This window comes from Plantactinospora sp. CNZ320 (assembly GCF_002846275.1).
Window position 1 is genome coordinate 6,949,767 of the sequence record NZ_PJMP01000001.1, and the last position, 21,847, is coordinate 6,971,613.

Sequence of the window (21,847 nt, forward strand, 5' to 3'; positions counted from 1 at the left end):
GTGCCGGCCCATCCGGAGCCGGCGACGTACGACCCGGGAGACAGGAAGACATGTCCACTACCGCCGACACGGCCATCGCCGCCCTCCGCTCGGGCCACGACGAACTCGCGGCACTGGTCCGCGACCTCGGCCCGACCGACCTGACCCGGCCGTCCGGGGCCAGCGAGTGGCAGGTCTCGCAGGTGCTCAGCCACCTCGGCAGCGGCGCCGAGATCAACGAGGCCACCCTCGACGTGGCGCTGGGCAGTCGCCCCGCGCTGGAGGCGGACTTCAACAAGCAGGTCTGGGCCCGATGGGACGCGATGACCCCTATCGAGCACGCCGAGGGCTTCCTGGAGGCCAACCGGCGGCTCGTCGAGCGGTACGAGTCGCTCGACGCGGCCACCCGGTCCAGCGTACGGATCGATCTCGGTTTCCTGCCCGAGCCGGTCGACCTGGCGACGGCGGCAGGGATGCGGCTCAGCGAGTTCGCCCTGCACGAGTGGGACGTGGAGGTCGCCTTCAACCGGCACGCGACGGTGGCGCCGGAGGCGGTGCCGCTGGTGCTCGACCGGCTCGACGGCCTGCTCGGCTGGATCGGCCGGCCGGAGGCGGTCGGCGACCGGCCGGTGGAACTGGCGGTGCTGCTGACCGACCCGGAGCGCTCCCTGGGGCTGCGGCTCACCGATCGGGTCGAGCTGGTGGAGCGGCCGGAGCAGCCGGCCGGCGAGATCAGCGGGCCGGCCGAGGCGTTCCTCCGGTTGGCCGCCGGCCGGCTGGCGCCCGAGCACACCCCCGACACGCTTACCGTGACCGGACCGCTCGGCCTGGACGACCTGCGCCGGGTCTTCCCCGGCTACTGACCGGCACCGGCCAGCCGGTCGGCCCGGCGGGCGCTCGGGCGGGTTCTGGTGGCCCTGGGCGGGTTTCTGTGGCCCAGGGCGATTCTGTGGCTCGGGCGGGTTCTGTGGCCCGGGGTCCTCAGTCGAGGCCCCGGCGCCCCGGGGCCCAGAACGGTTTGACCGCGATCTGGCGCCGGGACCAGCGCCGGTCCCGGACCAGATGGTCCCGGACGGCCTGGCAGGTGCGTGCCTCGCCGGCCAGGTAGGCGGTGCCCGGTTCCTCCGGCAGTTCGAGTGCGCGTAACGCCGGAAGCAGTGTCCCGCTGTCGGCCGGGTCGGCGTCGCCCCGGTACACCCAGTGGAGTTGTCGTCCGGCGGGCAGCGGCACCTCTCCGCCGGGGCGGTCGGTGACCAGCACGCCGTACGCCGGGGTCTGCGCGGGCAGCGCTCGCAGCATGGCTCCGAAGGCGACGGCGGCTGTCTCGTCACCGACGAAGAGGTGGTACGCCGACTCCCGCAGGGTCAGCCGGCCCTCGGGGCGGGACAGGGTGATCGACTGGCCGGGCCGGGCGTTGCGTGCCCAGGATGCCCCCGGACCCTCGCCGTGGTCGAGTACCCCGAGGTCGAGGCTGCCCCGATCGCGGTCAAGTGCCCAGACCGAGTAGCTGCGGAGTACGGCGTGCGGAACGCCGCGCTTGTCGCGTTGCTGTTCCACGAGGCCGGCATCGAGGAACGCGACGATCTCGGGCCGATCCGGGCCGGCCTGCTCGACCTGGTCGAGCAGGGAGTATGCGGTGGTGAGCTGGCGGTCGAGGATCCCGCGTTCACCGTCGAGTTCCTGTTGCACGGGCTGCACGGAGTGCTGGAGAGCGCCCTGACCGAAGGTGCGACCGGCCCGCTACTGGCCCGGGTGGACGGGGTGCTCGTCGCGCTGCTCAATCCGGTCCACCGTTCGACAAGTACTTGACAGTGCTCGTCAAGTACTTGACACTGGATGTCAAGTGAGGAGGGTGGCATGCCGCCAACCCGTGACGAACTCGTGGCGCAGCTCCTCCGGACGATGGACGTCCGGCTGCTCGATCCGCTGGAGATCCTGCTCGACGGGGACGACTCGGTCGAGGCGTTGCGCACGGTGGTGCGGGTCCGGGCCGAGTCGTGGGCGCGCCGGCTGCTCGACGGTGACGACCGGGAGGCGGTTGGCACCGCGATGCGGATCGTCTCGACGCTCTATCCCGGCGACGGGCCGTTCGAGCCCCCGCTCGACTGGTGGCGCAGCCCGCTGGGCCAGGTCGTCGCGCGGCGGGTCGGGCACCCCACCGCCGACTCGGTGACGTACGCGGTGGCCGGGGCGATGCTCGGGATCACCCGGCAGGGAGTCCACGACCTGGTCAACCGGGGCAAGCTGGTCCGTCATCCGGAAGGTGGTGTGCTGCCCTCCTCCGTCCGCGACCGGTTACTTGAGGAAGGGCGGCCCCGCCGTGTCTGACGTGTCCCACGACAGCGAAATATCCATCCACTCCGGCCCGGTGCCGATCGTCGCCCGCGACTTCGGCGGCTCCGGCGCCCCGATGCTGCTGCTGCACGGTGCGGGCGGCAACCTGGTCACCATGACCGCGCTGGCCGAGGCGCTGCGCCCGGCGCACCGGGTGGTCGCGGTGGACCTGCGCGGTCACGGCCGCTCCGGCGACGGCCCGTGGAAGTGGGACGAGGTGCTCGACGACCTCGACGCCGTCGCCGACGAGCTGGAGTTGACCCGTCCGACTGTGGTCGGGATGTCGCTGGGCGGCATGCTCGCCAGCCTCTGGGCGGCCAGGCACCCGGACTGTCCCGGCGCGGTCAGCCTGGACGGCAATCCCACCCCGAGCCGGCCGGAGGACCTCGCCGGCCTGGACCCGGACCAGGCGGCGGCCGAACTCGCCCGGCTCCGCGAGGTCTTCGCCGGGATGTCCGCCGCGATGGCCCGGCCGCTCGGCGCCGAGCAGGTCGAGGCGGCGCTCGCCGGGCAGCGGGCGATGGCCCGGCGGTACGACGCCGCGGAGGAGGTCTGGGAGCGGGCGTTCCGGCGCAACCTCGTGCCGGCGGAGGACGGGACGAGCCGGCTGCGCCCCGATCCGGAACTGACCGAGGAACTGCGGGTGGCGATCGAGTCGTTGGACCTCGTACCTGCCTACCGTGCCGTCCGCTGCCCGCTGCTGCTCGTACTGGCCACTGTGGACATGCCCGAACAGCGCCCCTTCGGCGACCTCTACGCCGCACACCGGCGTCGGGTGCTGGAGCGGCTGGCGACCGTCCGGGACAACCCGTGGCTGGAGGTGGTGTCGCTGGACGGTGCCAGCCACGCCATGGTGGCCGAGCGCCCGGCCCAGTTGGCAGACCTGGTCACGGAGTTCCTCGCCCGCTAGGTGCAGGAAACCGGCGACATCGATCCAGCCGGCTCCCCTTGCGGCTAGTGCCCATTGTTCTAGTAGAATGCGAACATGTTGTTTCGGGTGTCACCGGGCAGCGGCGTACCGCTGGCGGAGCAGATCGCCGGCAGCGTGCGCCGGGCACTGGCCGACGGGGCGATCGGCCGGGGAGACCGGCTGCCGGCCGCCCGGGAGCTCGCGGGCACGCTCGACGTGAACATGCACACCGTGCTCCGGGCGTACGCGGCGCTGCGCGAGGAGGGCCTCATCGAGCTGCGCCGGGGCCGGGGTGCGGTGGTGACCGGAGAGGTGCCGCACGAGCGAGCCCGGGTGATCGAGTCGGTACGGGAGTTGGTGACTGTTGCCCGCCGGGCCGGCGTCGGCCTGGACGAGGCCGTCGCGCTGGTGCGGCAGCAGTATTCGAGAGAGGTGAGCGCATGAGGAGTGCCCGGTGGACGATCGGCAGCGGCCTGCTGCCGGCGGCCCTGATCGGCGGTGCGGTGGCGGTGACCCTCGCCTGGCGGAGCCGCCTCCCGGAGAGCCTGCCCAACTCCGGTGGCGTCGGTGACCGGCCGATGGTCAGCACGATCGGTGTCGACACCCTGGCCGGGGTGCTGCTCGGCGCCGCGCTCACCGTCTGGATGGCCGGGCTGCTGGTCTTCGCGCTGTCCCGTCGACTCCCCGGCACCGGGCGGCACTGGCTCCGGCTCGGCGCCCAGGTCGCGGTGAACGGCACCGCCGCGGCGGCCGGCACGGTGCTGCTGATGACGTTGGCCGCCGCACTTGACGCGCCGACAGCCGCCGACGTACGCCTCTCCTGGGGTTACTTCGCCGCGCTGATGGGTCTGCCGATGGTCGCGGCGGCGGTCGCCGGGCTGCTGGCGTACCTGCTGGCCGGCGCGGCACCCCCGGTGTCACCAGGCACCGGCTCCCCGGCGCCGACCCGGGCGGCGGTCGGCTCCGACATCCCGGAGCCGGCGGTCGGACCGGTGCTGGCGGCCGGTGCCGACGAGCGGTTGCTCTGGTGGGAGATCCGGGCGCTGCGCCCGGTGCTCTGGACGACCGGCGTACTGGCCCTGACCGGGGTGCTGATGGTCGCCGTACTGGTGCCGCTGGTCGGCGTCGTCGGCTGGGCGGGTGCCGCACCGACGGTCTCCGCCCTGGCGATGCTGCCGTTCACCCGCTACCGGCTGGTCATCGACGGCGAGGCGGTCCGGGTGGCGGTCGGCCCGCTGCGGCGGCGGGTGCCGATCTCGGCCATCGCCGCCGCCGAGCCGGACCACCTCGCCGTGGAGGACTGGTTGCTCCGCTCGTTCCTGCGCGGCGCCACCGCCGCCGACGTGCCGCTGCTGCCCGGCCCGGCGCTGGCGCTCCGGCTGACCGACGGCAGCCGCCAACTGGTCACCTGCCGGGACGTGCCGACCGCGGTGGCGATGGTGAACACCCTGCGGGCCCGGCTGAGCTGATCTCGACCACCGGGTGTGGGGTCACCGGCCGACCGGAGACCCCACACCCGGCGTAGCGTTCACTCCGGGACGCGCCGGTAGGCGCCGTCGCTGGCCGAGGTCGCCATCGAGGCGTACGCGCGCAGCGCGGCAGAGACCGGCCGATCCCGGTCCACCGGCGTGTACGGCCGTTCCCGCTTCTCCTGCCCGATCCGGCGCGCCTCCAGCACATCCGGCGCCACCGCCAGCTCGATGCTGCGGTTGGGAATGTCGATGACGATCTCGTCGCCCGGCTCGACCAGCGCGATCAGTCCACCGCCGGCCGCCTCGGGGGAGACGTGCCCGATGGAGAGCCCGGAGGTGCCGCCGGAGAACCGGCCGTCGGTGATCAGCGCGCAGTCCCGGCCGAGGCCGCGTCCCTTGAGGAACGAGGTGGGGTAGAGCATCTCCTGCATCCCCGGCCCGCCCTTCGGGCCCTCGTAGCGGATCACCACCACGTCACCGGCGACCACCTGCTTGCCGAGGATCGCCTCGACGGCGGCCTCCTGCGACTCGTAGACCTTGGCCGGACCCCGGAAGGTCAGGCACTCGGCCGGCACCCCGGCGGTCTTCACCACCGCGCCGTCCGGGGCCAGGTTGCCGTGCAGGATCGCCAGCCCGCCGTCGGCGGTGTAGGCGTGCTCCCGGTCCCTGATGCAGCCCCCGGCCGCGTCGGTGTCCAGTGTGGACCAGCGGTTGGTGGTGGAGAACGGCTCCGTGGTGCGTACCCCGCCGGGGGCGGCGTGGAACAGCTCGATCGCCTCCGGGCGGGCCTTGCCACCCCGGATGTCCCAGTCGGCCAGCCAGCCGTCCAGATCGGCCGAGTGCACCGCGTGTACGTCCCGGTGCAGCAGCCCGGCCCGGTCCAGCTCGCCGAGGATCGCCGGGATGCCACCGGCCCGGTGCACGTCCTCCATGTGGTATTTCGGCGAGTTCGGGGCGACCTTGGCCAGGCAGGGCACCCGGCGGGAGATCTCGTCGATGTCGGCGACGCCGAAGTCGAGTTCCGCCTCGCGGGCCGCGGCGACCAGGTGCAGCACCGTGTTGGTGGAGCCGCCCATCGCCACGTCCAGCGCGACCGCGTTCTCGAACGCGGCCCGGGAGGCGATCGACCGGGGCAGTACCGAGGCGTCGTCGTCGGCGTACCAGCGATTAGCGATCTCCACGACGACCCGGCCGGCCTCCTCGAAGAGCGCCTTGCGCGCGGCGTGGGTGGCCAGCACCGACCCGTTGCCGGGCAGGGCCAGCCCGATCGCCTCGGTGAGGCAGTTCATCGAGTTGGCGGTGAACATGCCGGAGCAGGAGCCGCAGGTGGGGCAGGCGGAGCGCTCGATCGCGCCGAGCTGGTCGTCGGTGACCGCGTCGTTGGAGGAGGCGATCATCGCGTCGATCAGGTCGATCTTGTCGTGCACGATCCCCTCGATCGCCACCGTCTTGCCGGCCTCCATCGGGCCGCCGGAGACGAAGACGGTGGGGATGTTCAGCCGGAGCGCGGCGAGCAGCATGCCGGGGGTGATCTTGTCGCAGTTGGAGATGCAGACCAGGGCGTCCGCGCAGTGCGCGTTGACCATGTATTCGACCGCGTCGGCGATCAGCTCGCGGCTGGGCAGCGAGTAGAGCATGCCGCCGTGCCCCATCGCGATGCCGTCGTCGACGGCGATGGTGTTGAACTCCCGGCCGACCCCACCCGCCTCGGCCACCGCGTCCGCCACCAGGCCACCGAGGTCCTTGAGGTGCACGTGCCCGGGTACGAACTGGGTGAAGCTGTTCGCGATGGCGACGATCGGCTTGCCGAAGTCGTCGTCGGTCATCCCGGTGGCCCGCCACAGCGCGCGGGCGCCGGCCATCGTCCGGCCGTGTGTGGAGGTCTTCGACCGCAGGTCAGGCATTCGACAAGTGTGGCACCTCCACCCGCCGCCCGCCGCCCGCCCGTCCCCCCACGTCCAGCCACCGGGACACGACAGGTGTAAGGAAGGGCCCCCGCTACAACAGAAAACGATATGCGGGGGCCCTTCCTTACACCCGATGCCCGAATGGGGGGTCTGTGCCTCTGGTCGATGAACCGGCGCGGGCTCCCCCATGGAGTGCGATCGATCCGGCAGAGTGAACCCGTGCAACTCGCCTCCGGCGCGCCGGCCCTGGCCGTGGTGACCGGCCTCGCATCCTGCTGCGGGCCGGTCATGCTGGCATTTTCGGCACACCGGCACCCGGGTGCGCGCCGGGTCGGGCACTGGCTGCTCGCCGTTGGCGGCGCACTCGCGGCGGTCAGCGCCGCACTGGGACTGTTCGCGCTGGTCACCATGGCCGGGCACTGGCAGCATGAGCAGGTTCAGCGGACCGGTCTGGCCACCCTGATCGCGGTCGGGATGGCGGCCAGCGGGGCCCTGCTCTGCGCCGGCCTGCTCCGGCTGCCCGGCGTGGCCGAGACTCCCGGCGCGGCGCTCCGGCTGGTGCTGGACGGGCTGGTGATCGGGGCGGCGTTCTGGTTCGTCGGCTGGGTGCTGCTCGCCGAGCCGACCCGGGTGCTCGGCGACCTCACCCCGAGCGGCTGCCTGGCCATCCTGGTGACGACCGTCACGGCGGCGGTGGCGGCCGGGCTGACCTTCATCGTCGGCGCCCGGACCCGGGCGCCCCGGCGCGGGCTGCTGCTGGCCGGGGCCGGGATCAACCTGGTGACCGGCTCCGGGCTCGCCATCTCCGCCGGGATCTGCCAGGCCGGCCCGACGGTCGCGCTGGTCGGGGCGGTGCTGCTGCCGTTCGGCCTGCTGATGGTCGCGCTGGCCGGCCGGGCGCCCGATCTGGCCGGCGGACCGGACGCCGACGTGATCCGGCGCGGCACCTACGCCGTGCTGCCGATGGTGGCGATGGCCGTGTCCGCCGTCTACCACCTGCTGGTAGGCGGCGAGTTCACGATCCTGGCGGTGGTGGCCGGCATCGTCGAGGGGTTCGGCCTGGTCGCCCGGCAGTACCTCGCCCTGGCCGACGTACGGGCCTATGCCGGTCGGCTCGCCGAGCGGGAGGCGCACTTCCGGGAACTGGCGCACACCGATCCGCTGACCGGGCTGGCCAACCGCCGGGGGCTGCTCCGGGCGGTGCAGCAGCAGGCCGACTCGGAGACCCCCTGGGTGCTGCTCGGGCTCGACCTGGACGGCTTCAAGAACGTCAACGACATGCGGGGGCACGACGTCGGCGACGCGGTGCTGGTCGAGGTGGGCCGGCGGCTGAAGAGCAACCTGCGCCCCGGCGACCTGGCCGCGCGGCTCGGCGGTGACGAGTTCGCCGTACTGATGCGGGCCCGTCCGGCCGAGGCGCAGCGGATCGCGCAGCGGCTGCTCGGGGTGGTCGGCTCGGCGTACCGGCACGAGGCCGGGTCGGTCTTCCTGTCGGTAAGCATCGGCGTGGCGGACAGCGCCGACGCCGCCGACGTGGAGACCCTGCTGCGCAACGCCGACCTGGCCCTGCGGTACGCCAAGCAGCGGGGCAAGAACCGCGTCGAGCGGTACGACATGACCTACGACAACCTGCTGCGCCGGCGTACCACGCTGGAGCACGAGATGCGCGGTGCGATCGAGCGCGACGAGCTGCACCTGGCGTTCCAGCCGGTGGTGGCGGTCCCGTCGGTCCGGCCGGTCGGCGCGGAGGCGCTGCTGCGCTGGCACCACCCCGAGCTGGGCAACGTCGGCCCGGACGAGTTCATCCCGCTCGCCGAGGAGTGCGGGATGATCGCCAAGCTCGGCGCCTGGGTGCTGCACCGGGCCTGCCACCAGCTCTCCCTCTGGCTCGCCGCCGGGCACGACGTCTGGGTGTCGGTGAACGTCTCGCCCCGGGAGCTGCACAACCCGGAGTACGTCGTCCAGGTCACCGAGGCGCTGCGCGCGCACCGGGTACCACCGCAGCGGCTGGTGCTGGAGGTGACCGAGCACGCCGTGGCGACTGACCTGGACGAGTTGATCCGCCGGCTCCGGGCACTGCGGCTGACCGGGGTACGCATCGCGCTCGACGACTTCGGCGCCGGGTACTCCTCCCTCGGCCAGCTCCGCCGGCTGCCGATCGACATCCTCAAGATCGACCACAGCCTGGTCGCCGGACCGGAGCCGATCCGGCGACCGAAGGGCCGCGCCTTCGCCCCGATGGTGGACGTGGTGATGCGGCTCGGCCACCAGCTCGGGCTGGAGGTGATCGCCGAGGGGGTGACCAACCCGACGGAACTCGCCGCTGTGGTCGAGGCCGGCTGCCGGTTCGGGCAGGGCCAGCTCTTCGGCTGGGGGGTGCCGGCCGAGCACCTGGAGGCGATGCTGGAGGCGGCCAGCCCGCCCGAGGGGAGCGGGGCGGAGTCCCGCCCGAAGGGCGGCGGGGGCAGGTCCACCCCCCGCACCGGCGGCAACAGCCGGAGCGCACCACGGCAGCGCAGGCCGAGCGACGGGCCGGCGGACCCGAAAACCGGCAGTGCCCAGAATGCGGGATCAGTTGACTCATCGCGTGAGATGCGTCAGGCTTAGCCGCATGTCTGCGACCAGGTCCTTCCGAGTACTTATCTGAGCGCACTCTCGACTCCCGAGAGTGCGCAGGCCCCGTGCATCAGCACGAGGGCCGTTTTTATTGGCCACGTATCTCGCGTCGGCAGTGTGGTCGCCTCGGTTGGCGTACCACTCCTGCCGGTTTGGGTGGATCGGCCGCCGGCCGAGGCGGTCGCCGCACCGCCCGTCGTACATCTGGAAAAGATCACTGCTCCGAGCCGAAGGCCTGAATAGCCATGACGAGACCCACACCCGAGACCCTGGCCAACAGCGCGCGGCGACACCGGTCCGCCGCCGCCGAGGGGAGCAACGACCCCGCCGACCAGTTCCCCCGCCGACTCCGGCCGGGCGCCCAGCCGACAGCTGACCAGCCCGGCCCGCTCGCCGAGCCGGGTCGGGGTGCCGCAGGTGGGCAGGTAGTGGCACCGGTCCAGGTCTCCGGGGCCGGCTCGCTGGTCAAGTCGTTGGAGGCGCTCGGCGTCGAGGTCGCGTTCGGTATTCCGGGTGGGGCGATCCTGCCGGCGTACGACCCGCTCTACGACTCGTCGGTGCGGCACATCCTGGTCCGGCACGAGCAGGGCGCCGGGCACGCCGCCACCGGGTACGCGCAGGCCACCGGCCGGGTCGGGGTCTGCATCGCCACCTCGGGGCCGGGCGCGACGAACCTGGTCACGCCGATCGCGGACGCGTACATGGACTCGGTGCCGTTGGTGGCGATCACCGGTCAGGTGGCCCGGCCGGCAATCGGCACGGACGCCTTCCAGGAGGCCGACATCCAGGGCATCACCCTGCCGATCACCAAGCACAACTTCCTGGTGCAGACCGCCGAGGAGATCCCGCGGATCCTGGCCGAGGCGTTCCACCTGGCCGCCACCGGCCGCCCCGGCCCGGTGCTCGTCGACATCCCCAAGGACGTGCTCCAGGCGCAGACCACCTTCTCCTGGCCGCCGACGCTGGACCTGCCCGGCTACCGGCCGACCCTGCACCCGCACGGCAAGCAGATCCGCGAGGCGGCCCGGCTGATGACCACGGCCCGCCGCCCGGTGCTCTACGTCGGTGGCGGCGTGCTCAAGGCCGGCGCCACCGAGGGCCTGCGCAGGCTGGCCGAACTGACCGGCATCCCGGTGCTGACCACGCTGATGGCCCGGGGCGCCTTCCCGGACTCGCACCCGCAGCACCTCGGCATGCCCGGCATGCACGGCACGGTCGCCGCGGTCTACGCCCTGCAGAAGTCGGATCTGATCGTGGCGCTGGGGGCCCGGTTCGACGACCGGGTCACCGGCAAGCTGGACTCGTTCGCCCCGGGGGCGGCGATCGTGCACGCCGACATCGATCCGGCGGAGATCGGCAAGAACCGGGCCGCCGACGTGCCGATCGTCGGCGACGCGAAGTACGTGATCGACGAGCTGATCGAGGCGGTCCGGGCCGCCACGGCCAGCCAGACCGCTCCAATCGACCGGACCGAGTGGTGGGCGCAGCTGGACGACCTGCGCGACCGCTACCCGCTCGGCTACGACGAGCCGACCGACGGCACCCTGGCCCCGCAGTACGTGATCGAGCGGCTGGGCGCGATCGCCGGCCCGGACGCGATCTACGTTGCCGGGGTGGGGCAGCACCAGATGTGGGCGGCGCAGTTCGTCTCGTACGAGAAGCCGTACACCTGGCTCAACTCCGGCGGCCTCGGCACGATGGGGTACGCCGTGCCGGCGGCGATGGGCGCCAAGGTCGGCAAGCCGGAGACCGTGGTCTGGGGCGTCGACGGTGACGGCTGCTTCCAGATGACCAATCAGGAGCTGGCGACCTGTGCCCTGGAGGGGATACCGGTCAAGATCGCGGTGATCAACAACGGCAACCTGGGGATGGTCCGGCAGTGGCAGACGCTCTTCTACGGCGAGCGCTACTCCAACACCGAGCTGGGCACCCACAAGCACCGGATTCCTGATTTCGTGAAGCTGGCCGAGGCGCTGGGCTGCGTCGGGCTGCGCTGCGAGAGCAAGGCCGACGTGGACAAGACCATCAAGGCCGCGATGGAGATCAACGACGTGCCGGTGGTGATCGACTTCGTGGTCGGCAAGGACGCGATGGTCTGGCCGATGGTGGCCGCCGGCACCAGCAACGACGAGATCATGTTCGCCCGTGGGGTCCGCCCCGCCTTCGACGACGACGAGCTGTGAGGCCGGAAAGATGAGCGAGCGTAGTGAGCGAATCAGTCAACTCAGTGCGATTGTGCCTCATGACGGCACGGAGCGAAGCGGAGTGCCGGCATGAGCAAACACACGCTGTCCGTGCTGGTGGAGAACAAGCCAGGTGTCCTGGCCCGGGTGAGCGGACTCTTCTCCCGCCGGGGTTTCAACATCGACTCGCTGGCGGTCGGTGAGACGGAGAACCCGGACGTCTCCCGGATCACCATCGTGGTCAACGCCGAGACCTCGCCGCTGGAGCAGGTCACCAAGCAGCTCAACAAGCTGGTCAACGTACTCAAGATCGTGGAGCTGGATCCGGGCGTCTCGGTGGCCCGGGAGCTGGTGCTGGTCAAGGTCCGGGCCGACCGTTCGCAGCGGGCCCAGGTGCTGGAGACGGTGAACCTGTTCCGGGCCAGGGTGGTGGACGTGGCGCCGGACACCCTCACGATCGAGGCGACCGGCACCGCTGACAAGCTGGACGCGCTGCTGCGCGACCTCGAACCGTTCGGAATCAAGGAAATGGTGCAGTCGGGTCTGGTGGCGATCGGGCGGGGCTCCCGTTCGATCACCACCGGTTCGGCGCTGCGAGCCGCCTGAGCACGGCGGATTCCGCATAACGATTGGCAACGGCGGGCCCGGCCGGGCCGCGCCGCAGGAGAGGAAAGTCATGACCGCTGAGGTGTTCTACGACGACGACGCCGACCTGGGGCTCATCCAGAGCAAGAAGGTCGCGGTGCTCGGGTACGGCAGCCAGGGCCACGCCCACGCGCTGTCGCTGCGCGACTCCGGCGTCGACGTGGTGATCGGTCTGCCGGAGGGTTCGAAGAGCCGGGCCAAGGCGCAGGAGCAGGGCCTGCGGGTGCTGACTCCGGCCGAGGCGTCGGCCGAGGCCGACGTGATCATGGTATTGGCGCCGGACACCGCGCAGCGGTCGCTCTACGCCGAGGCCATCGCGCCGCACCTGACCGCGGGCAAGGCGCTGTTCTTCGGCCACGGCCTGAACATCAGGTACGGCTTCATCACCCCGCCGGCCGACGTCGACGTGGCGATGGTCGCCCCCAAGGGCCCGGGGCACCTGGTCCGCCGGCAGTACGTCGACGGCAAGGGCGTGCCCTGCCTGGTCGCGGTGGAGCAGGACGCCACCGGCACCGGCTTCCCGCTCGCGCTGGCCTACGCCAAGGCGATCGGCGGCACCCGGGCCGGTGCGATCCGCACCACCTTCAAGGAGGAGACCGAGACCGACCTCTTCGGCGAGCAGGCGGTGCTCTGCGGCGGCGCCTCCGCGCTGGTGCAGACCGGTTTCGAGGTGCTCACCGAGGCCGGGTACGCCCCCGAGGTGGCGTACTTCGAGTGCCTGCACGAGCTGAAGCTGATCGTCGACCTGATGTACGAGGGCGGCATCGCCCGGATGCGCTACAGCGTCTCCGACACCGCCGAGTACGGCGACTACTCGCGGGGCCCGCGGGTGGTCGACGCCCGGGTCAAGGACGAGATGCGGAAGATCCTCGCCGAGATCCAGTCCGGCGAGTTCGCCCGGGAGTGGATCGCCGAGGACGACGAGGGTCGGCCCAACTTCACCAAGTGGCGGGCCGAGGGTGCGGCGCACCCGATCGAGGAGACCGGCAAGAAGCTGCGCGGCATGATGAGCTGGGTCGACCGGCCGATCACCGAGACCGCCTGACATAGTGCTGCCCCGGGCCGGTGAGCGTACCGGTCCGGGGCGGCGGTCACAGCCGGTGCGAGATCGATCCCGCGTTACCGGATCTTCCACCGTCGAGTTTCCGGATCATTGCGAATAGACGTCCAATCGCCATCCACGGCGATGGCGTCAGGAAATGGTCGGCGGTTACGCGCGGTTAATGCGTCCACTCGGGTACTGTCGCCGCATGCGTCTGGAGCAATCGCACCGCACCGAGCGTTTCGGCGCCGTCCGTATCCACGAACTCCAGCGTGTCATACAGCTGGACTCGGGAGACGCCACGGGGACCACCGGCGAGGGGATCGTCTCGCAGTCGGCGATGCGCGCGATCGAGCGGCAGATGGTCATCGTCATTCCCTGCATGAACGAGACACGCAGAGTAATCGAAGGTGTGCTCTCGGGGATTCCACACGACTGTCTGATCGTGCTGGTCTCGAACAGCGCTCGGAACCCGGTCGATCGCTACGACATGGAAGCGCAGACCCTGGAGCAGTACTGCCGGGCGACCGAGCGGCCGGCGATCATGGTGCACCAGCGGGACCCGGGACTCGCCGCCGCCTTCAAGGCCGCCGGGATGCCCGAGTTGATCGACGAGGACGGGCTGATCCGGGGCGGCAAGGGCGAGGCGATGCTGATCGGCATGGCGGTCGCCGCGCTGACCGGCCGGAAGTACCTCGGCTACATCGACGCGGACAACTACGTACCGGGCGCTGTGCACGAGTACGTCAAGGTGTACGCCGCCGGCCTGCACCTCGCCGCCAACCCGTACGCGATGGTCCGGATCTCCTGGCACTCCAAGCCGAAACTGCGGGACGGGCGCCTCTTCTTCAGCCGGCGTGGCCGCAGTTCCGAGATCACCAACGAGTTCCTGAACCGGCTGGTCGCCGAATACTCCGGCTTCGGCACCGAGGTGATCGCCACCGGCAATGCCGGCGAGCACGCGCTCAGCCTCGATCTCGGGCTCCGGATGCGGCTGGCCGGCGGCTTCGCGGTGGAGCCGTTCGAGTTCGTGGAACTCTTCGAACAGTTCGGCGGGGTGCTCGACACCGCCCATCCCGAGGTGATGGCGAGTTCCGTACCGGTGCTCCAGATCGAGACCCGCAACCCGCACTTCCACGACAACAAGGGTGAGGACCACGTGCAGGGCATGCGGATGCAGGCGCTGAACGTGCTCTACCACTCGCCGGTCGCGCTGCCCGCGGTCCGCGAGGCGATCCTCGACTTCATGCTCGCCCAGCAGGCGATCGCGCCGGGCGAGGAGCCGCCCCGGGAGCGGATCTACCCGCCGGTCGGCTCGCTCGACCTGGACCTGCTGCGCGACGTACTGGAGACCGAGGCGGGCACCTTTCGCCAGCTCGGTACCCGCTCGCTGCTGACCCCGTTGCGGCCCCGCGCCGAACTGCCCGGATCCGAGGTCTTCACCTCGGCCTGAGCCGTCGACGCCGATCCCGTCACGCCCAGCCGACGGAAGCCCGGGCCGGGCGGCAGAGACAGCAAACGGGAGCCCGGGCGGGCGGTCGGGGGCCCGATCACGCCGCTCGGCGAGGTCCGGATCACGCTGGTTGGTGCGCCTTGTGAGGGCACTCACGCGGTTTGGCAGCGCACCGTGCGCAGCAGGGCGCCTACGATCGGCAGACAGGTGCGTCCGCACCGCAGGGAAGCACCCGAATGGCCGGAAGCGCGGGACGCAGTGCGGCGCCCACGTGGCCGCAGACCTCGCCCGGACGACATATACGAGGACCAATGACTCCCGTCGTACTGATCGCTGAAGAGCTCGCTCCCGCCGCAATCGACGTACTCGCGCACGACTTCGACGTACGCCACGTCGACGGCACCGACCGCCCTGCCCTGCTCAGCGCGCTCGCCGAGGCGGACGCGGTGATCGTACGCAGCGCCACCCAGGTCGACGCCGAGGCGATCGCCGCCGCACCCCGGCTCAAGGTCGTCGCCCGGGCCGGCGTCGGGCTGGACAACGTCGAGGTGCCGGCCGCGACCGCCCGGGGCGTGATGGTGGTCAACGCGCCGACCTCCAACATCGTCTCCGCCGCCGAGCAGGCGGTCGCGCTGCTGCTGGCCGTCGCCAGGAACACCGCCAGCGCCAGCGCCGCGCTGAAGGCGGGGGAGTGGAAGCGGTCCAAGTACACCGGCGTGGAGATCCAGGGCAAGACCGTGGGCGTGGTCGGGCTCGGCCGGATCGGCGTGCTCTTCGCGCAGCGGATCGCGGCGTTCGGTACCCGGCTGATCGCGTACGACCCGTACGTGCAGCCGGCCCGGGCGGCGCAGCTCGGCGTACGCCTGGTCGGGCTGGAGGAGCTGCTCCGGGAGAGCGACTTCATCTCGATCCACCTGCCGAAGACCCCGGAGACGGTCGGTCTGATCGGCGAGAAGGAACTCGCGCTCGTCAAGCCGGGGGTCCGGATCGTCAACGCCGCCCGGGGCGGCCTGATCGACGAGCAGGCGTTGGCCGACGCGATCGCCGAGGGCCGGGTCGGCGGCGCCGGCATCGACGTGTACTCCAAGGAGCCCTGCACCGCCTCGCCGCTGTTCGCCTTCGACAACGTGGTGGCCACCCCGCACCTGGGCGCCTCCACCGCCGAGGCGCAGGACAAGGCGGGCCTCGCGGTGGCCCGCAGCGTCAAGCTCGCCCTGCAGGGCGAGTTCGTGCCGGACGCGGTGAACGTGCAGGCCGGCGGGGTCGTCGCCGAGGACGTCCGGCCGCTGCTGCCGCTGGCCGAGAAGCTGGGCAAGGTCTTCACGGCGGTGGCCGGCGGGGTCGCCGCCAGCGTCACCGTCGAGGTACGCGGCGAGATCGTCGCCAACGACGTCTCGGTGCTGAAGCTGGCCGCCACGAAGGGGCTCTTCACCTCGGTCGTCGAGGAGCAGGTGAGCTATGTGAACGCGCCGCTGCTCGCCGCCGACCGGGGCGTGACGGTGGCCCTGACCACGCACGCGGAGACCATCGACCACCCGAACCTGGTCACGGTGCGCGGTGCGCTTCCGGACGGCCGGACCGTCTCGGTCTCCGGCACCGCCGTGCACACCGGCAACCGTGACGTGCTCAAGCTGACCGAGGTGGACGGCTTCGACCTGGAACTCGGCGCGGACGGCATCCTGCTCTTCTTCCGCTATGTCGACAAGCCCGGCGTGGTCGGCACCATCGGCTCGATCCTCGGCGAGGCGGGCGTCAACATCGCGGCGATGCAGGTGGCCCGCCGGGAGGCCGGTGGCGAGGCGCTGATGACCCTTACCGTGGACTCCGCGACCGCGGCCGAGCTGCTCAGCTCGGCGGCCGACTCGATCGGCGCGGTGGCGGCGAGCGCCGCCGACCTGCGCGACGAGGTGTGACCCCAGCAGGTCAGTCGAGGTGTGACCGGCAGGTCAGCCGTGGCGTGACCGGCAGGTCAGCCGTGACGTGACCGGCAGGTCGGGCACCGGGATCTGACGTCCGGGCCGGACGGGGCGATCGAGGTCGCCCCGTCCGGTCAGCCCTTCACCGGGGTCGGCGGCGGATAGACCGAGCCGTCCTGCGGGTCGAGCAGCATCAGGCCGTGCTGTGCGGCCAACCGCTCGATGTCGAGCAGCACCTGGTCGGCACAGGACTCGTCGAGCTTCATCTCGACGTGGTCGGCGGCGACGTGCAGTGGGGTCACCGCCCACGGCGTGCCCGGTCCCGGCCGGTCCGGATAGCCGGTGGTGAGCGCGTGGTAGAACGCCGAGATCCGCCGGTCCGGCCTCCCCTCGGCATGGACACCCTGCCGGCAACGGCCGTGTGCCGCGCGTACGTCCTCGTCGGCGGCGCCGGCCCCTAGCGCCCATACGATCAGATCGAAACTCACACCGGGCTCCCGTGTCCCAAGAGTGTTGACAGATCAGAACTCACGGGGGTACAGGGTGCCACTGAGTCGGTGACGTTTTCTCGGATACCCCGCCGACACGCGGAAGGGCGACTCTTGCGGGGACTCGCGTCGGGTCGATAGCGTATTGACGCGGATACCCGGTGAGTTCCTGGGCGTGGGCTCGTCTTCGGGTGATGAGGCGTCGCGCCGGCCGGGTAGCCAGCACCCCCGTGTGCGCGAGCCACGCGCACTCGTCGCTGATCGGCCCCCGCGATCGTTGCCGAGATCGCGGGGGCCGATCGCGTTCTTTTCCCGGCCGACCCGCGTCCGTTCCGGCCGATCGCGTTCTTTCCCCGGCCGATCTCGTTCGCTCGGGCCGATTCGCGATCGGGTGAAATTCGCGTTCGCGCAGGTCAGCCCCTGGCCGACCGTGTTGGTTCGGGCCGGCCCAGTCGCGCTGTCCCGCAGGGGAGTTGCCGGGCAGGCTCAGCGAGCGGTGGCGAAGAGGGCCCGGTAGCCGTCCCGGGTGGGGAACCAGTCCAGTCCCGCGCGGCCGGCGGCGAACAGGGCGGTGGCGTACCCGTCGGCGACCGTCAGGTCCGGGCCGGTGACCGTGGCCGCGACCAGTTTGTCGGCCGGCTGCCCGGTGTGCGGGTCGAACACGTGGTCGCGTCGGCCGGCGACGCCGGAGGTGCCGATCGCCCCGGAGGTCATCTCCAGCAGCATCGGCGGCCGGTTGCCCTGGGTCGGATGGTGCACCGCGACCCGCCACGGCCCGCCGTGCGGCGCGTGGCCGCGTACCACCAGGTCGGCGCCGCTGATCACGGCGTAGTCCTCGATGCCGGCGGCGCGCAGCCGGGCGGCGGCCCGCTCCACCGCCCAGCCGACCAGCAGGCCGCCCGGGTCGAAGCCGCCGGGCACCGCCCAGGCGTCGAACCAGCCGTCCGTGGCGGCCCGCATCGCGGCGCACCGGGCGACGATGTCGGCCAGCGGCGGGTACGCGTCCGCGGAGATCTCGCCCCGGCGCAGCCGGGAGACCAGGCTCGCCGGCCGGGCGGGGCTGTAGGTGAGGTCGATAGCCCGCAGTTCGGCGACGGCGTCGCGCAGCGCGTGGCCGACGCCGCGCCAGCCGAGCGCGCCCATGCCGTTGAGCACCAGGGTGTACTCGGCGATCGAGGTCTGCACGGTGTGCCGGGCGACCACCCGGTCGGTCAGGCCCGCGCCGGGCCGGACGTTGCGCCAGCCGGCGCCCAACCGCAGGTCCGGCCGTCCCCGGCCCACGGCGGGCGCCGGCGGCAGGCTCCGGCTACGCTGTCCCCGACTCCGGCCGCCCGGGATCCGCATGTTCGCTCCCTGGATCCGCATGTTCGCCCCCTGGGTCCGCGTCTCGCCCCCTCCGGCCCGGCCACCGTCTCCAGCCCCACGAGCCGTTCTTCGTGCTCACCCTAGGAAGCGAAGATGGCCAGAGCATGAGTGCTGGCTGAGAAGCTCCTGTGCAGTTGACCTTCCAGATGTTGGGAGCGGCGTACCGGGAGCCGGGACGGTCCCTTAACGTTCCCTAGACACGACGGAGGCAAGGGGGCTGGGACGTGGCGGTGGCGCGGATCGCGGTGGTGGCTGGCGACGGCATCGGGCCGGAGGTGGTCGCGCAGGCCCGCAAGGTGCTCGACGCCGTACTGCCCGGGATCGAGGCCACCGAATACGACCTCGGGGCCGCCCGTTACCACCGGACCGGCGAGGTGCTGCCCGACTCCGTGCTCACCGAGCTGGCCGGTTACGACGCGATCCTGCTCGGCGCGGTCGGCGACCCCAGCGTGCCGCCCGGGGTGCTGGAGCGCGGCCTGCTGCTCAAGCTCCGCTTCGAGTTCGACCAGTACGTCAACCTCCGGCCGTCCCGCCTCTGGCCGGGCACCACCGGCCCGCTGGCCAGCGTCAAGCCGAACGAGATCGACCTGGTGGTCGTCCGGGAGGGCACCGAGGGGCTCTACGCCGGGGCCGGCGGCAGCCTGCACCGGGACACCCCGGCCGAGGTCGCCACCGAGGAGAGCCTGAACACCCGGCACGGCGTCGAGCGGGTGATCCGGGACGCGTTCGCCCGCGCGGAGCGGCGGGAGCGCCGCAAGGTCACCCTGGTGCACAAGACCAACGTGCTGACCCACGCCGGTTCGCTCTGGGCCCGGGCGTTCGCCGCAGTCGCCGCCGAGCACCCGGAGATCGAGACCGAATACCAGCACGTCGACGCCGCCGCGATGTTCCTGGTCACCCAACCGCAGCGCTACGACGTGGTGGTCACCGACAACCTCTTCGGGGACATCCTCACCGACATCGCCGCCGCGGTCACCGGCGGGATCGGGCTCGCCGCCAGCGGCAGCATCAACCCCGAGCGGGCGTACCCGTCGATGTTCGAGCCGGTGCACGGCTCGGCGCCGGACATCGCCGGCCAGGGTGTCGCCGACCCGGCCGCCGCGGTGCTCTCCACCGCACTGCTCCTCGACCACCTGGGCCACCCCGACGCGGCCCGCCGAGTAACCGAGGCGGTCGCCGCCGAGCTGGCCTCCCGGGGCCCCGGCTCGGTGCGGCGCACCGCCGACATCGGAGACCGGCTCGCCGCCCACGCGGCCTCCTGAGCCGCCTCACCCCGGTCCGCCCGCAGCCCCGGCAAACCGCCGGATCTGCGCGAAGGCGCGGGTGGTGCGGCCCGCCGGTCGCCCGGAGGGTCGAGGTTGAACGACCGTTCGGGTAAGTTTCAGGCACAACTCCCAGTTCCGGCCGCCCATCCGCGGGCGCCGGTCCACTTCATGGAGGTCAGCACGATGAGCGGTGGTGACAAGCTCGACTTCGAGATCCGTCCGAATCCTCAGCCGGTAGCCGCCGCCGAGCGCGCGGCGCTGATGGTCAACCCGGGATTCGGTCGGGTCTTCACCGACCACATGGTCACGATCCGGTACGCCGAGGGCAAGGGCTGGTACGACGCCCGGGTGGAGGCCCGGGCGCCGCTCCCGATGGACCCGGCGAGCGCGGTGCTGCACTACGCCCAGGAGATCTTCGAGGGGCTGAAGGCGTACTCGGCGGAGGACGGCTCGGTGACGATGTTCCGGCCGGACGCGAACGCGGCCCGGTTCAACGTCTCGGCCCGGCGGATGGCGATGCCCGAACTGCCGGAGACGGCGTTCCTGGACTCGCTGCGACACCTGATCGAGATCGACCGCGAGTGGCTGCCCAGCTCCGAGGAGGCCAGCCTCTACCTGCGGCCGTTCATGATCGCCAGCGAGGTCTTCCTCGGGGTGCGCCCGTCCAACGAATACCTCTTCGTGGTGATCGCCTCCCCGGTCGGCTCGTACTTCGCCCGGGGCGTGCAGCCGGTCGACGTCTGGGTCTCGCCCACCTACACCCGGGCCGCGCCCGGCGGCACCGGCGAGGCGAAGTTCGGCGGCAACTACGCCGCCTCGCTGGCGGCCCAGGCGGAGGCGATCGAGCACGGCTGCGACCAGGTGGTCTTCCTCGACGCCGTGCAGCGCCGGTACGTCGACGAACTCGGCGGCATGAACATCTTCTTCGTCTACGACGACGGGAGCATCGTCACCCCGCCGCTCGGCGGTACGATTCTGCGCGGTATCACCCGGGAATCCCTGATCACGTTGATCGGGCAGTCCGGCGGTACGGTGCAGGAACGGCCGGTGGGCTTCGACGAGTGGCGGGCCGACGCGGCCAGCGGACGGCTGCGTGAGGTCTTCGCCTGCGGCACCGCTGCCGTGATCACCCCGATCGGCCAGGTGCGCCACCCCGACGGGGAGTTCCGGATCGCCGACGGCAGCCCCGGCGAGGTCACCATGCGACTGCGGCAGCAGCTCGTCGACATCCAGCGGGGCCGCGCCGAGGACCGCAACGGCTGGATCCACCGAATCGGCTGACCTGCAGCCGCACGGCGATCCCGCGCGGCGCCCAGTTGAGCGGGCGGCTCTGCACAGGTGGCAGCCACCCGCTCAGCTGAGCGGGTGGCTGCGGTGCTCAGCTGGGCGGGTGGCTGCGGGCGGCTCCCCGCCGCCACCGGGCTCAGCTGAGCAGGTGGGTGCGGAGGGCGTCGATCCGGGCCGGGCCGAGGCCGGCCCGGATCAGATAGTCCGGCACCGAGCCGTGCCGGTCGCGCAGTTCGGCCAGGAACAGGGTCATCGCCTCGGCCGGCGAGGCGAGGAACGGCGCCGGCAGTGGCGGCTCGCCCGGCATGCTGCTGGCCAGCCACTCGCTGAACCGGGCCGAGGCGGCGCTGCTCCGGGCGTAGTCCTCGGCGATGTCGTCGTCGGCGACGCCGAGCACAGACAGGGTCAGCGCGCAGACCACTCCGGTCCGGTCCTTGCCTGCCACACAGTGCACCAGCACCGGGGCGGCCTCGGCGTCGGCGATCACCTCCAGCGCCGCCACCAGGCCGGCCGAGCCGGTGCTGGCCAGGTCGTGGTACCGGTCGGCCAGCCAGCGGGCCAGGCCCACCTCCTCGGCGTACGTCGACGCCTCCCAGAGCGCGTGCTCCGGGTGGATGTGCTGGTAGACCAGGCCGTCGTAGGCGGGTACCCGGCCGTGCCGGCGTACCTCGGCGGGGCGGCGCAGGTCGAGCACGGTACGGATGCCGAGTGCCTCGAACGCCTCCCGGTCGATGCCGTCGAGCCGGTGTGGTGAGTCGGACCGGTACAGCCGCTGCTGGCGGACCAGCCGGCCGTCGAGCCCGGTGACGCCGCCGACGTCCCGGAAGTTGAAGAGGGTTTCGAAGCTGGTCGTACGCGCCGAAGTTCCGTCCACCCGACTACCGTAGTGCCCCGGCGGGTCGGCGGCACCGGTGGAAGTTTTCCGCCGTGCGGTCCGGTCTGGCCGGGGGAGTACCCCGGAAACGCCGCTGGCCGGCGGGGCGGA

19 protein-coding genes are annotated in these 21,847 nt (G+C 71.9%); 14 read left to right on the forward strand and 5 right to left on the reverse strand.

Annotated elements, in window-relative coordinates:
* The first annotated feature begins 50 nt into the window (after positions 1 to 50).
* On the forward strand, positions 51 to 842 hold the full coding sequence (locus CLT71_RS31055) for a maleylpyruvate isomerase family mycothiol-dependent enzyme (protein WP_101370227.1): 792 nt from the start codon (positions 51 to 53) through the stop codon (positions 840 to 842).
* 118 nt (positions 843 to 960) lie between these two features.
* Here CLT71_RS31055 and CLT71_RS31060 read toward each other — a convergent pair whose 3' ends face one another.
* Entirely contained in the window at positions 961 to 1,536 is a 576-nt protein-coding gene (locus CLT71_RS31060) for a siderophore-interacting protein (protein WP_158242339.1), read from the reverse strand.
* Here CLT71_RS31060 and CLT71_RS37185 point away from each other — a divergent pair.
* The 5 genes from CLT71_RS37185 (at position 1,501) to CLT71_RS31080 (ending at position 4,692) form a co-directional block, all read left to right on the forward strand.
* Entirely contained in the window at positions 1,501 to 1,788 is a 288-nt protein-coding gene (locus CLT71_RS37185) for a hypothetical protein (protein ID WP_158242340.1), read from the forward strand. The two genes, CLT71_RS31060 and CLT71_RS37185, sit on opposite strands and share 36 nt — an antisense overlap.
* A gap of 48 nt (positions 1,789 to 1,836) precedes the next feature.
* Positions 1,837 to 2,307, forward strand: coding sequence for a hypothetical protein (locus tag CLT71_RS31065; protein ID WP_101370229.1), 471 nt, complete (start codon positions 1,837 to 1,839; stop codon positions 2,305 to 2,307).
* On the forward strand, positions 2,300 to 3,223 hold the full coding sequence (locus CLT71_RS31070; RefSeq protein WP_486483554.1) for an alpha/beta fold hydrolase: 924 nt from the start codon (positions 2,300 to 2,302) through the stop codon (positions 3,221 to 3,223). The genes CLT71_RS31065 and CLT71_RS31070 overlap by 8 nt, the downstream gene beginning before the upstream one ends.
* Before the next feature lie 75 nt (positions 3,224 to 3,298).
* Positions 3,299 to 3,667, forward strand: a complete 369-nt coding sequence (locus CLT71_RS31075) for a GntR family transcriptional regulator (RefSeq protein ID WP_101370230.1) — start codon at positions 3,299 to 3,301, stop codon at positions 3,665 to 3,667.
* Positions 3,664 to 4,692, forward strand: a complete 1,029-nt coding sequence (locus tag CLT71_RS31080; RefSeq protein WP_101370231.1) for a hypothetical protein — start codon at positions 3,664 to 3,666, stop codon at positions 4,690 to 4,692. The genes CLT71_RS31075 and CLT71_RS31080 overlap by 4 nt, the downstream gene beginning before the upstream one ends.
* A 59-nt stretch (positions 4,693 to 4,751) precedes the next feature.
* Here the strand turns inward: CLT71_RS31080 and ilvD are convergent, their stop codons facing one another.
* Entirely contained in the window at positions 4,752 to 6,599 is a 1,848-nt protein-coding gene (ilvD, locus tag CLT71_RS31085; protein ID WP_101370232.1) for a dihydroxy-acid dehydratase, read from the reverse strand.
* A gap of 291 nt (positions 6,600 to 6,890) precedes the next feature.
* On the opposite strand from ilvD, the gene CLT71_RS31090 reads away from it, so the two are divergent.
* The 6 genes from CLT71_RS31090 to serA all read left to right on the forward strand — a co-directional run bounded on the left by CLT71_RS31090 (position 6,891) and on the right by serA (position 16,454).
* Positions 6,891 to 9,209, forward strand: a complete 2,319-nt coding sequence (locus tag CLT71_RS31090; protein WP_101371945.1) for an EAL domain-containing protein — start codon at positions 6,891 to 6,893, stop codon at positions 9,207 to 9,209.
* Positions 9,210 to 9,463: 254 nt separating this feature from the next.
* The gene (locus CLT71_RS31095) at positions 9,464 to 11,401 is read left to right on the forward strand and encodes an acetolactate synthase large subunit (protein WP_101370233.1); all 1,938 of its coding nucleotides are present in this window, start codon (positions 9,464 to 9,466) and stop codon (positions 11,399 to 11,401) included.
* A gap of 90 nt (positions 11,402 to 11,491) precedes the next feature.
* Complete coding sequence (ilvN, locus tag CLT71_RS31100) at positions 11,492 to 12,007, forward strand: acetolactate synthase small subunit (RefSeq protein ID WP_101370234.1); 516 nt, start codon at positions 11,492 to 11,494, stop codon at positions 12,005 to 12,007.
* Positions 12,008 to 12,077: 70 nt separating this feature from the next.
* Positions 12,078 to 13,091 carry a ketol-acid reductoisomerase gene (ilvC, locus tag CLT71_RS31105; protein ID WP_101370235.1) on the forward strand — a complete coding sequence of 338 codons (1,014 nt, stop codon included), beginning with the start codon at positions 12,078 to 12,080 and terminating at the stop codon, positions 13,089 to 13,091.
* A 205-nt stretch (positions 13,092 to 13,296) separates the two neighbouring features.
* Complete coding sequence (gene mpgS, locus CLT71_RS31110; protein WP_101370236.1) at positions 13,297 to 14,541, forward strand: mannosyl-3-phosphoglycerate synthase; 1,245 nt, start codon at positions 13,297 to 13,299, stop codon at positions 14,539 to 14,541.
* A 311-nt stretch (positions 14,542 to 14,852) separates the two neighbouring features.
* Positions 14,853 to 16,454, forward strand: a complete 1,602-nt coding sequence (gene serA, locus CLT71_RS31115) for a phosphoglycerate dehydrogenase (RefSeq protein ID WP_101370237.1) — start codon at positions 14,853 to 14,855, stop codon at positions 16,452 to 16,454.
* A gap of 137 nt (positions 16,455 to 16,591) precedes the next feature.
* On the opposite strand, the gene CLT71_RS31120 is transcribed toward serA, so the two are convergent.
* Positions 16,592 to 16,945 carry a hypothetical protein gene (locus tag CLT71_RS31120; RefSeq protein ID WP_101370238.1) on the reverse strand — a complete coding sequence of 118 codons (354 nt, stop codon included), beginning with the start codon at positions 16,943 to 16,945 and terminating at the stop codon, positions 16,592 to 16,594.
* A gap of 486 nt (positions 16,946 to 17,431) precedes the next feature.
* On the reverse strand, positions 17,432 to 18,310 hold the full coding sequence (locus CLT71_RS31125) for an FAD:protein FMN transferase (RefSeq protein WP_486483555.1): 879 nt from the start codon (positions 18,308 to 18,310) through the stop codon (positions 17,432 to 17,434).
* A gap of 230 nt (positions 18,311 to 18,540) precedes the next feature.
* On the opposite strand from CLT71_RS31125, the gene CLT71_RS31130 reads away from it, so the two are divergent.
* On the forward strand, positions 18,541 to 19,572 hold the full coding sequence (locus CLT71_RS31130) for a 3-isopropylmalate dehydrogenase (protein ID WP_101371946.1): 1,032 nt from the start codon (positions 18,541 to 18,543) through the stop codon (positions 19,570 to 19,572).
* A gap of 186 nt (positions 19,573 to 19,758) precedes the next feature.
* Positions 19,759 to 20,856: a branched-chain amino acid aminotransferase gene (locus CLT71_RS31135; RefSeq protein ID WP_101371947.1), complete on the forward strand. Its 1,098-nt coding sequence runs from the start codon at positions 19,759 to 19,761 to the stop codon at positions 20,854 to 20,856.
* A 142-nt stretch (positions 20,857 to 20,998) separates the two neighbouring features.
* Here the strand turns inward: CLT71_RS31135 and CLT71_RS31140 are convergent, their stop codons facing one another.
* The gene (locus CLT71_RS31140; RefSeq protein WP_101370240.1) at positions 20,999 to 21,736 is read right to left on the reverse strand and encodes a tyrosine-protein phosphatase; all 738 of its coding nucleotides are present in this window, start codon (positions 21,734 to 21,736) and stop codon (positions 20,999 to 21,001) included.
* Positions 21,737 to 21,847: the final 111 nt, after the last annotated feature.